Origin of the sequence: Nostoc flagelliforme FACHB-838 (assembly GCF_014698065.1) — a bacterium.
In the GTDB taxonomy this organism is placed as follows: domain Bacteria; phylum Cyanobacteriota; class Cyanobacteriia; order Cyanobacteriales; family Nostocaceae; genus Nostoc; species Nostoc flagelliforme_B.
Window position 1 is genome coordinate 1 of record NZ_JACJSI010000196.1, and the last position, 10,940, is coordinate 10,940.

Genomic DNA, 10,940 nt, shown 5'->3' on the forward strand with positions numbered 1-10,940 from the left:
GCAAGCAAAACGATTAATTAGAGAGTTTTATTTTTTCTGTCATTCTTTTACCGTAGTCAAGGCGTTATTTGAGCTATCGATTCATTGTCAAGTTTTTGACTTCTCCAAACTTCATGAGTATGGTGTTTTCTCATAAATCATTTAGGATTGCTATAGTTTTCAATTATTGAAACTCAATTAACTCAAAATATATAGGGAATTTTTATCAAAGTGAGGCAATGGCTACAATGTGTCCAGCAATTTTTACTCATTGTACTCAACCAATTTCCTATCTATAACTGCTACTCTCCACTGCGGAAACTTCGCCAGCAATTTCTTGATCACGATCTGCAAAGCCGGATCGTCATTCCAACCTTCCTGCAAGAAGTCAAACCCCGGATTCTGCCCCGAATTTCCTGCTACTTTCAGTTTTTGCATACGCTCTGGTCGCAGATTCGACCTTGCAACAATCGCCTCATGCGACCATTTTTCACCACTGGGGACAAAGGCGGCGGAACTTTCACCTTCATGAACTGCTTTGACTTCTACACCTAAAACTGAATTTTCAACTAACAACGAAGTGGGATTACCCTGTTTTACCTGCCCCTGCCCCTGAGTTTGATTAGCGATGGCTACGCCCGCCGCAGGCATCGCAGAATTTAAAGATTTCTCATTTTGAGCGACGGGCGCGGCGGAACAAATACCCTCATGAGGGAATATCGCTTCAACGCCACAGTCCTGGTTTTCAGCCAACAACAAAGCAGATTCACCTTGTACAGCATCCACAAGCGCTAGCGATGTACTCAAATTCAGGTGGCCAAAGTTTTGCGTAGGCGTAGCCGTAAGTCCGTTCACTCGATTCGGACACAATTGCGTCAGTCAAATCAGCATTGCTGATCAACAACCTTTCGCCATCAGCAAAGGTAACAATCTGCTGATACTTATTCGGAGCCGAAGCCTCAATCACTCCCAAATCTCCATAGCGAGGGTGCGAAAGGGAAGAAACCGTGACTAATCAGCAAATAAATTCAAGCGATAAATTGTAATGAAACGCTCAAATCAAGGCTGATAGCGGAAAGCTTAATTAAAATTAAGCAAACTCTATTGTAAATCTACTGAGATTGCTATATTCAGCCTGGAATTCAGTTCTGTACAGTTGTAGCTTTATATAGACACTACTTACACTAACCATTATGCAGATTAGTATCCCAGTCTAAACAAAGAAACGTTTTAATACATCTTGTGTTTTATGAGAACTGAAAATGAGTCAGGCAAAGGAATTATATTCAGTTTATTGTCGAATTGAAGCTTAACTGCATTATGCAGTTAGGTAAGACGGATAGTTACAAGATGGCAGACTAATTACTGCTCAAATCCATGAAAAATGTGTCTTTTTTCGATTCATGCAAAAAAGCCTCCAATGACATATAAATTGTGTCAACAAACAAGTCGATAATTTTTCTAAAATCTGCATAGATAAACTTTTCAGGAGTTAAAAAGTAAATGAGTTTAAAACAAGAGCAACCTCAAGAGCAGCTGCAAGAGCATATCACTTCTACGTATACTAATCTTCGCATTGGAATAGCGGGGCTTGCAATTGTCTTGCCTTTTCTTTTGTGGATTGTAGGGTATATTCGCTCTAACCTACCGCTTCAAGAGTCAATGAGTGCTTATTATCATAGCGGAGGTGGTACTACGAGGGACGTATTTGTTGGTATCTTGTGTGCAGTTGGGGTCTTTCTGTATCTCTATAGAGGTTACACGAATTATGAAAACTATGCATTAAACCTTGCTGGAGTCTCTGTTGTCGGTGTTGCGCTATTTCCTATGGAGTGGGGTTGCGGCAACTCATGTAGCAAATTCTCGCTACATGGGACTTTCGCAATTCTGTTTTTCCTGTCCATTGCGTATGTTTGCATTTTTAGAGCATCAGATACGCTTAAGCTGATAAAAAATGATAATATTCGATCTTTTTACAGTAGGATATATCCTCTAATGGGCATAGGAATGATCGTTTTTCCTATAATCACTGTGCTACTGACATTAGTTTTACAACCTACTTCAGAGGCAAGATCAACAGTTTTCTTTGTTGAAGCAGTTGCAATTTTTATATTTGCATCGTATTGGATTTTCAAAAGCCGCGAGATTGATTTAACACATTCTGAGGAGCTAGCTAGCGAAGGTAAGCTGAAGATTACAAGTCCACGTTTGTTCAGCAAGGCATCTGTACAAACAACTATTGATTAAGCAGTTTGGCTAATTTTTCATCATGATCTTTATAGAGTAATATAAGAGGATATTTGAAAAGTTTTAAGAAGTCAAATTTTATGCCAGCAGTATAAGCCTTCGTATTGGTTAATTTGGTAGCTGGTTTAGTTGCTTATACTTACTTACCCAACAAACCCTCTATTGACATTTACCCTAAAGACTTGCCTGCGCTACCTCCTGCCATTTTTTAGTTTTCTCGAACTTACGTTAACGTAATAATCATGAAGATTGTAGAGTCTACGGAAGAGCGACTAGTGATTAGGCGTGAAGAGCCTACCAGTGATTTCGAACTGGTATGTTTAGCGCTAGGGGTGAATGTTCTTGTTACTATCTGTTTTGTAGCAATCTCGGAAAATCTGTCTCTGTCCAACGATGAATCCTTTGCTATATCTTTTGCTATTGGTTGGCTGCTGGTTCATCTTTTCTTTCCAGGAAATAAAAGAAATCTTGGTTACTTATTCACAGTCACTTTCGCTTCTATTCCTTTCCTAGGAGTTGCTTTATTGTCTCTTACAGCCATCGGCTTGCTTCAGTTTCCGCAGATTGCTTCTCTTACTTTCGACAAAAGCAGAAAACTTTTGACTATAAAATATTCTAAGATTCTACTTTGGTATACCTCAGTTCAATACCCACTCAACCAAATTGTAGAGGCTACACTAGCCAGCAAACAAATTTTCATTGGCGCATCGGCAGGCGTTGCTTACGTTCAAGTTGTTCAATTAGCTCGAAGAAGACAAGATGGAAAGATAGTTCGGAAAGATATACTTACTGGTGTTACACAGGATACAGTATATCAAATTAACAAATTTCTCAGTCGTCCATTGAAATAACGCCAAAGAGCTAACAATCCCGTTGCACGCTGACCGTATTAAGTTAGTTGTTGAATTTACAAAATTGTTAGCGGCAGGTGAAGGGGGTCGTTAGCGGAGGTTTTCATGATTTTAATTAATTGGAAAATTAAGTATTTTTTTATGTACGATGAATTTGACAACTTCTGTAGTCAAGGACTGACAACGATTATGGACAAAGCGATGGCTTCGCCAACGCCAAGGGCGAACGCGGCAATACTCCTCAAAGGTTTTGTGAGTAGAGTGATATAACTTGCGATACCGTAATTCCATTAATGCCTTCCCCGCCTCAAAAAATACCTGTTCCACTCTACTTTCCAAGTTGAGGCGGTAAGCGTAGCCCTGCCGTCAGGCTTATCGCGCTGTTCTCCTTCTGTCAACTCTGGAACTTCAACAGCAGACACATCAATAGTTACAAAATTCTGATGTTTTGGGGCGATACATCTGTCAAGAAGTATAAACATCTTGCAAAAGTGGCTTGTTGCAGACATCGCTACTCATTCCACCTCACCAGCACCCCATCAACACAAACAATCCCCCACTGCGTAAATTTAGCCAACAACTTCTTGATCACAATCTGCAAAGCCGGATCATCATTCCAGCACTCCTGCAAAAAGTCAAAGCCCGGATTCTGCCCTGAATTCGCCGCCACTTTGAGTTTCTGCATCCGCTCCGGTCGCAGATTTGACCGCACAACAATCGCCTCATGTGACCACTTTTCGGGATTTGGCACAGGCGCGGCGGAACTTTCACCCTTATGAACTGCTTTGATTTCTACACCGGAAACCGAATTTTCAACTAACAACAAAGTGGAATAACGCTGTTCTACTTCCTCCTGTGTTTTATAAGCGATCGCTGAAGTTAAAGGTTTTTCATTTTGGGCGACGGACGCGGCGCAACCTTCGCCTTCATGATACGCTTTCATTTCTACACCCGAAACCGAATTTTCAGTCATCAACTCAGCAGAGGGGCAACTCGATTCTATTTTCTGATCTGCGATCACTAAAGTTAAAGATTTTTCATTTTGAGCGACGGGTGCGGCGGAACAAGTACTTTCATGGCAGTCTTTCGGTTCAACGCTACAAGAGAGGTTTTTAGCCAACAACGAAGCAGATTGACTTGGTACAGCATCCACAAGCGCCAGCGATGTACAGTCCATTGCCACAAGCAATTCTTCCTCATTCTCTGACACGCTTTCAACAGTCTGAGGCGAAGTGCCCCCCAAGGGCGCACTCGCCGTCTCCTCTACACGCGAAATTTTCGTAAGCGTGTCAGAGACACAGCTAACGAACTCTTTTGAAGAGTTCGTTAGCTGTTCCTGAGTAGTTCGTGAAGGTTTCTGAAACCCCTGTTCTGACTCACTTTGACCTGAAATAGATGCTGTATACGAAGCACCCATTTCTTCAGAGCCAGCATTCATCTCTGAATCCCCAGCATTTAATTCTCGTTTTTCAGCATCTAGTTGTTGATTTTCCGAATTAGCTTTCTCCCAAAATTTCTTCATCCGGCTACCATGCAAATTCTGCACCATCCACTTCACTGTCTCCCGGCCATCCTGAATTGACTTGTCCGGCTTAAAAATGAATAGCCCACTGTCGGAGAGAATTTTCTTTGCAGAGATAAAAGTATTGTACCCCAAAGCAGAAGTTAGCGGCATCCATCGAGAACCGTAGGGGTCAGCCGTCCAACACTCTTGCCACAATTGCGTAACTGATGGCTTTTGCTGCGATGCCCACAGCATATCCTCGACGGGAATAATCACATGAAGCCGCTTATATGGTGACTGTGCTTTAGTAGCAGCCTTTTTGAGCTTGGGTCTTGTAATAGTTGCAGTCATTTTACAATCTCCTGTTTTTGTTGACGCACGGAAACTTCCCCCACTGTGATGCGGGGCTTGTTACTTCTATTCGGTTGTCTAAAAAGTTACCAATGCACTGGAAGCTTATTGAGGTTGCCAAAAGCGCAACTCGTCTCGGAAATACCTATCAGTCTTTTTCGATTGCTCCTTCCAGTGATCCCATGCAACGATTACCTCATCTCCCAAATCCTCTACGACTTCACCCTTTTCCACATACAAAGTGCGGTAAGGGTCAGCGTGGGCAACAATAGAACCAATGCCAATAGTGCGCGGTTGAGAGGATGCTTTCTGGAGTGCGGTAACTAAATCAGTTTCTTGGGTGGTCAATTCTGCCCAGTAGTCCTGTTTAATCACTTCATACTCTTAGGCAACATTCCAAAACTCCTCCCAGCTACACCCAGGCTGTGCAAGCACCTGCTAAATGTCACTAACTGCCTGGGGCAACATTTCCAATTGCTCGGCTCGGTAAGCGATCGCAGATGGTGTAGGTTCACTTCCCAGAATTATCGCCGCAGCTTCGAGTGCTTGGGTATTGTTCATAGCGCTGGCTAGATTCTTCAGTGCCATGCCCATGAGCCGCAGACATTCTTGGGCATTCTCTTTTGGGGGTTCCTGGGCTAGCGATCGCAAATCAATTGTCTTTTCTAACGCCTGTTTTACTTGCTTGTTCAAAGCTTTGGTCGCTTGCTGGGTCATGGTATTTCCCCACTGTTGCGTTCGCGCAGCGTCTCGTAGAGAAGGGTGCTGTTGAACCGCGTTTTCGAAATCCTGAATACGCTGCCTAAGCTGCTGATTCTCAGCCTCCAACTGCCGTAGTGATTCCATTTCATCCAGCCGTTGCTGTAACTGGATGTTTTGCTCTTTCTGCTGCTTGTACAGATTTTGCAAGGATTGGATTTGCTCACTTACTTGTTCTTCGGCTCTGGCTGTGGCTTCTGACTGTAGCCTAATTTTCAATTCCTGCTGTAAGCGCTCTAACTCTTGCTTGTGTTGTTCTTTGAGTGCAGCGATCGCCTCAGAGTATTGTGGTGGATAACTTGGCTCTGTGGGGAATGGGACACTGTGGGCATCTAAATCAGCATTGTTGATCAGCAGCCTCTCACCATCAGCAAAGGTAACAATCTGCTGCCAGCGATTTGGTGCGTCTGCCTCAATGGTTCCCGAATCTCCATACCTTGGGTGTGACTGTTGTGAAACCGTGACTTTAGCAAATTGAGGAACCACTGGTTCTTGAATTTTAGGAACAATTGGTTCCTGAGTAGATTGTTTTTTGCGTGGAAGTTGAGGAACCACAATATTTGCAGCAGCCGCAAAGTCTGATTCACCAGGGGAAGGATTATCTTTCAGAGCAAGCGTTACAGCAGCTTTTAGTTTCTCTGGTTCCTTAACTAAGCGAAGTAGTGGACGGGCTTGACGCTCATTTTTGATGTGTCCCCCCAACTCGCCAACTGCGTCTATGACCTTTTTGGCTCCTAGCAGTTGATTGATTCGTCGTGCTTATCTGAATGGTTTACTTGCTATTTGAGTGTTTCTGCCAAAAGTGGATGTTCCCCTTCGGTGAGGATGAATGTCGAATTCGTTCTCTGCACAGTCCACAGAATTTTTCTTTGCTACGTCGCATTGCTCTTAATGCCTTAGAGCGAGAATCATCTTTCCGCCGCAGTATTCGCCAAAAGTCACGGCGAGCCGCTATGAATGATCAGTATATGCTTTCTGTGTTAGCCGCATCTCTCCCAAATTTAATCCTCTCCTAGAATCCCACTGTCAATAGGGTTTGAGACGCGCTAACCCTGGTCGAACTACTTGATTGCAGCAGCTGATGTGTACGAAAATTTGACAACAATTTGTTGTCAAAATTTGGGGATTGAGTATTTGATTAACTAAAAAATCAAGATTTATCGTTTGATTGAATTTTCAACTATGAAAGCGACAAGTTTATAAAAAATAAATTCTTTACTATTTGGCAGAAGTATTGCATATTATTCTTTGAGATACCTAAAAACTACCAAATCATCGACACCAGATAACGGGAATTAGCTCTGTTTTATATCTCTGAATAGAGAAAAATCAAATGCTAATGTTGAATCTTTTTCAAAGCCTAATTTTATCAGCAAATTTAAAAAATTCTTGTCAGGAAACTGGAACCAAGCACCGATAAACAAGGTTGAGAATATTCTCTAAGGAGAGTAATAAAAGAGCGTTAGCCACAAATCTGAAACTGAGTCTCGAAAAAATCTAAATTGTTTCTCAAATAAGGGATTTAAACAAAATGGCTAATAACCAATTAGGAATCTCATTATTAACACCTGCCAGCGATTTAGTTCTCGCATCGGGTACAACTTATTCTGAAGCCCTTTTCGGTCGTGCCGGAAACGATACGATTTATCCTGACAATCCGGTTGTAAGCGCTAATCAAGCAACAAATGTAGATTATTTGTTCGGCGATTTATTTGATAACTCTGCTGAAGAGTTTGAGATTATTCTCAATATTCAGAATGCCCAGCAAGGTGGCAATCCATTTTTCATTCTAAACAGAAATATCCCATCTGTAGGGGCAGACAGATTTGTTCTCGGTGATCGAACTCAGCCCTACTATACCACCTCTAACCCAGCAACCCTACTAACTACAAACTTCCTTGGTTTGAACGAGTTTGCTGTCATTTATGATTTCGGCGTCAATAATGATATCATTCAGCTAAATGGTAGACCGCAAGACTATCAAATCGTAAAAGTTACTGACTTGCAGGTTGCAGGAATCGCACAACCTCTTTCTGGACTAGGTATATTTTCAGTGCAACAGGGACTACCTGACCTCGTAACTTTTGTGGTTGCAAAGCCGGAAGTCAATTTAGATTTGAACTCGAATAATTTTCGGTTTATCGGTCAAAAACCACTAATAAAACCAACAGCGTATAGGAAGATTGATCAGTTAGCGACTACCGGTAACGATCTCAGCCTTGCTGTGAATACAGATTCTGCTGGCAATATTTATCTCGGAGGAACTACTACCGGGACATTGTTTGGACGCAATCAAGGTTTGGGAGATGCTTGGGTAGAGAAATATAACACCAATGGCAGCCTAGTCTGGGGTAGGCAGTTTGGCTCCTCTGGTGATGAGTCTAACTTTGCGAGCGTCACAGATAGGAATGGTAACACCTACTTAGCGGGTGGCACATCGGGTAACTTGTTTGGAACCAAGCAAACAGAAACTGATGTTTGGGTGGCAAAATATGATACCAATGGTAATCGTGTTTGGGGTAGGCAGTTTAGTGCTGGTGGTTTTTCGAGCGGAGCCTTTGGACTTGATCTAGATCCATTAGGGAATGTCTACGTATCAGGAATCGCAATTAAAAACAATACAAGAACAGACATTTTCAATTTTGCGGTTCAGGATGATTCTTGGGTGTCTAAGTTTGACACCAATGGCAACCAGCAGTGGACTACCCTGATTAAAAATCCTTCAGCAACCTTTCCTTTTGACATAACTCCCTTTTTTGATGAATCTTACGACCTTGCCGTTGATAATAATGGCAATAGCATAGCTGTAGGCTGGACTCAAGGCTTAATCACAGAATCAGACCCCTTGCGACAACTTTTGAAGTACGATGCTTGGGTGTCAAAGGTGAACACAGCAGGACAGGTACAGTGGGTTCAACAGCTTGGAAGTACAAATCAGGGACTTGATTTTGCCTGGGGTGTTGACACTGATAGCCAGGGCAATATTTACGTTACAGGATGGACTACAGGGAATATTGGCATAAGCAACGGACAAACTGGCGCTCGCGATATTTGGATTAGTAAACTTCGTCCAGATGGCTCTCAAGTGTGGGCTAAACAGTTTGGTTCTCCAGATGATGATGGTATGTTCCTATCGGATATGCAGATCGATCAAAATGACAACATCTTTATCATCGGACATACTAACGGCGTGTTGGGAAATGGCACAAAAGACCCATCTTATAATGTCTGGGTGGCGAAGTTCGACACTAATGGCAACAACAACTGGATTCAACAATTTGGAAGACAAAATAATCTGGACTACCCTACAGGAGTTACTACTGATGGAACGGGTAGGCTTTACCTGACTGGATTTACTGATAGCTCATTAACGAACCCTACTGGCGTTACTAGCTCAGCTGTGGACAGTTGGTTGGCTCAACTTAATGCCAACAGCGGAAACCTGCAAAAATTTATCGGCAGATCAATTAATGGCCTCAGTCTTTCAACTGATGTCCTCACTGGTTCAAGTGATGTCCTCACTGGTTCAACTGATAGCATCAGTAGTGCAAGTGATGTCTTCAGTATTGCCGCTCCTGCTCCCATTCGTACCATTGATATCATTAATAATCTTGTAACTAGTGAAAGGCTGCCTCAAGGCGATAACCGGATTAACCCTGCTGAGGGGATCAATCTTAACTTGGGTCAGGGAATCACTACTCCTTCTACCAGTAGTACATTCAACTATGGACAGTTTGTTTCTAGTCTTGACAGCATATTTGACTCTGAGTTGCAACCTGCCTCTTCTTCAAGTTTGACTCAGGCAGTTAATAATGGGAGTCCTTTTTCTTCAAGTTTGACTCAGGCAGTTAATAATGGGAGTCTAGTGATTTGAAATGATTAGAACTTAAGTTTTGACAAGAACTCTTGCAAAAGTATTTGGGTGCGACTCTTTTAGGAAGACGGAGAGTAGAGCTTAGACAGGTATTGCAAGGGGCGCATCTAGCGGTTGGGGGAGGGGAAAGTAGAATCTGGAAATAAGTGATCAAAGCGTCCATTGACCCAAGCCAATCGCAGATGTAGTAAATGATTAAAACCGTCTTCACTCCAGTGCATCCCAACACCTTTAAATCTTTGCTGAATCAACCATTTACAAGCACTTTCAACCATACCACTTCCCAATGGTAAATTCATGGATTTGAACAAACCATAATTAATGTGTTGTTCATGAGCTTGAAAATAAGCGTAAACATTTCTGAAAGTTCTCATTACTTTAGTTGGCTTGGAGCGGTACTGTGTGGATTTGCGTTCTTTCATCAATCTAAGTACAGGTTGCAGGGTGCCCAAAACAGCGCCTCGCATTTCATTCATGAATGTAATGTGTTAACAGAAAATATGTGTTGGACTTTGTTTCTTAATTTTGGGCATGGGTGCAAATGCTTTGCAAGCATTTTTGGCAGTGGCTATAATTCCGTGATCATTACTTGTCCCAATCCACCAGCATCCCATCAACACAACCAATCCCCCACTGCGGAAATTTCACCAGCAATTTCTTGATCACAATTTGCAAAGCCGGATCATTATTCCAGCACTCCTGCAAGTACTCAAACCCCGAATTCTGCCCTGAATTCGCCGCAACGCATGAGTTTCTGCATCCAGCAATTCTCATTATGAGAATTGCTGAAATAAAGCACTATTTCATCAAAAATTCCTGGTTGATTCAAAAAATTCCCTACGCTTACGAATTAAAGAGATACAAAAACCATACCTTTAACTGTAAATTTTGCATAGTCGTGAATGATAGTGATAATTATTGTCATAATGAGAATTGCTGGCATGAACGCATAAAAATTTATGAATTTACCATTTATATGGTAAAATATGTGCTATTTGATAGTATTTGGAAATTTTTAACCTATTGCAGTATCTCAACTTCAGATATTAAACATACTAAATTGGAATTATTAAAATTGAGCCAATTTCCGTTCTCACCATAAAAGTAACGCAAGAACCATAGTTTTTTGTATAAGATTTATTTAGAGTATTGATCTCAAATTTATTTAGATAACTTAATTCCATTTTGACAAAGATAACGGTAAGCTATTTTTAAGAAAGTTAAATAAAGATAAAATGGTCTGATCAGCGTAGGCGTAGCCTATCGTACACATCGCTGGGTTAACGGGGATCAACGCGAGTTGACTCAAAACCCAAAATTTTTAATAAGAATATAGAGGTAAGTTAATGGCTCAGTTTCTACTTGAGACTGTTTG

At 41.8% G+C, this 10,940-nt stretch carries 8 protein-coding genes and 5 pseudogenes; 6 read left to right on the top strand and 7 right to left on the bottom strand.

Features of this window, described 5'->3' with window-relative positions:
• Nucleotides 1-136: pseudogene (locus H6G97_RS36815) on the top strand (IS630 family transposase); the annotation flags it as partial.
• A gap of 107 nt (nucleotides 137-243) precedes the next feature.
• On the opposite strand, the gene H6G97_RS53545 reads toward H6G97_RS36815, so the two are convergent.
• Both H6G97_RS53545 and H6G97_RS36825 read right to left on the bottom strand, forming a co-directional pair.
• Nucleotides 244-786 (bottom strand): hypothetical protein, encoded by a 543-nt coding sequence (locus H6G97_RS53545; protein ID WP_242055794.1) that lies wholly within the window; start codon nucleotides 784-786, stop codon nucleotides 244-246.
• Complete coding sequence (locus H6G97_RS36825) at nucleotides 746-946, bottom strand: hypothetical protein (RefSeq protein WP_190945635.1); 201 nt, start codon at nucleotides 944-946, stop codon at nucleotides 746-748. The genes H6G97_RS53545 and H6G97_RS36825 overlap by 41 nt, the downstream gene beginning before the upstream one ends.
• Nucleotides 947-1,482: 536 nt before the next feature.
• On the opposite strand from H6G97_RS36825, the gene H6G97_RS36830 reads away from it, so the two are divergent.
• From H6G97_RS36830 to H6G97_RS36835, 3 genes and pseudogenes are all read left to right on the top strand, one after another.
• Nucleotides 1,483-2,226 (top strand): hypothetical protein, encoded by a 744-nt coding sequence (locus H6G97_RS36830; RefSeq protein WP_190945637.1) that lies wholly within the window; start codon nucleotides 1,483-1,485, stop codon nucleotides 2,224-2,226.
• A gap of 104 nt (nucleotides 2,227-2,330) precedes the next feature.
• A pseudogene (locus H6G97_RS56195) lies at nucleotides 2,331-2,438 on the top strand (IS982 family transposase); the annotation flags it as partial.
• Nucleotides 2,439-2,468: 30 nt separating this feature from the next.
• A complete protein-coding gene (locus H6G97_RS36835; RefSeq protein WP_190945639.1) occupies nucleotides 2,469-3,077 on the top strand; it encodes a hypothetical protein in 609 nt (202 codons plus the stop codon).
• A gap of 111 nt (nucleotides 3,078-3,188) precedes the next feature.
• Here H6G97_RS36835 and H6G97_RS56200 read toward each other — a convergent pair whose 3' ends face one another.
• From H6G97_RS56200 to H6G97_RS36850, 3 genes and pseudogenes are all read right to left on the bottom strand, one after another.
• A complete protein-coding gene (locus tag H6G97_RS56200; RefSeq protein ID WP_422394244.1) occupies nucleotides 3,189-3,404 on the bottom strand; it encodes a hypothetical protein in 216 nt (71 codons plus the stop codon).
• A gap of 184 nt (nucleotides 3,405-3,588) precedes the next feature.
• Entirely contained in the window at nucleotides 3,589-4,932 is a 1,344-nt protein-coding gene (locus tag H6G97_RS36845) for a hypothetical protein (protein ID WP_190945641.1), read from the bottom strand.
• A 105-nt stretch (nucleotides 4,933-5,037) separates the two neighbouring features.
• Nucleotides 5,038-6,447, bottom strand: a pseudogene (locus H6G97_RS36850) (hypothetical protein); the annotation flags it as partial.
• Nucleotides 6,448-6,506: 59 nt separating this feature from the next.
• Between H6G97_RS36850 and H6G97_RS36855 the strand changes: the two are divergent.
• Nucleotides 6,507-6,707: pseudogene (locus H6G97_RS36855) on the top strand (transposase); the annotation flags it as partial.
• A gap of 515 nt (nucleotides 6,708-7,222) precedes the next feature.
• Nucleotides 7,223-9,565, top strand: a complete 2,343-nt coding sequence (locus tag H6G97_RS36860; RefSeq protein ID WP_190945643.1) for an SBBP repeat-containing protein — start codon at nucleotides 7,223-7,225, stop codon at nucleotides 9,563-9,565.
• Nucleotides 9,566-9,672: 107 nt separating this feature from the next.
• Here the strand turns inward: H6G97_RS36860 and H6G97_RS36865 are convergent.
• Together H6G97_RS36865 and H6G97_RS36870 are read right to left on the bottom strand one after the other, a co-directional pair.
• A pseudogene (locus H6G97_RS36865) lies at nucleotides 9,673-9,939 on the bottom strand (ISKra4-like element ISAcas3 family transposase); the annotation flags it as partial.
• A 211-nt stretch (nucleotides 9,940-10,150) separates the two neighbouring features.
• Nucleotides 10,151-10,339 (bottom strand): hypothetical protein, encoded by a 189-nt coding sequence (locus H6G97_RS36870; protein WP_190945645.1) that lies wholly within the window; start codon nucleotides 10,337-10,339, stop codon nucleotides 10,151-10,153.
• Nucleotides 10,340-10,940: the final 601 nt, after the last annotated feature.

Excerpts from the sequence above, each read along its gene's own strand:
- H6G97_RS36830 (WP_190945637.1), top strand. The coding sequence starts at position 1,483 with ATGAGTTTAAAACAAGAGCAACCTCAAGAGCAGCTGCAAGAGCATATC.
- H6G97_RS36860 (WP_190945643.1), top strand. The coding sequence starts at position 7,223 with ATGGCTAATAACCAATTAGGAATCTCATTATTAACACCTGCCAGCGAT.
- H6G97_RS36835 (WP_190945639.1), top strand. The coding sequence starts at position 2,469 with ATGAAGATTGTAGAGTCTACGGAAGAGCGACTAGTGATTAGGCGTGAA.
- H6G97_RS36845 (WP_190945641.1), bottom strand. The coding sequence starts at position 4,932 with ATGACTGCAACTATTACAAGACCCAAGCTCAAAAAGGCTGCTACTAAA.
- H6G97_RS36870 (WP_190945645.1), bottom strand. The coding sequence starts at position 10,339 with ATGAGAATTGCTGGATGCAGAAACTCATGCGTTGCGGCGAATTCAGGG.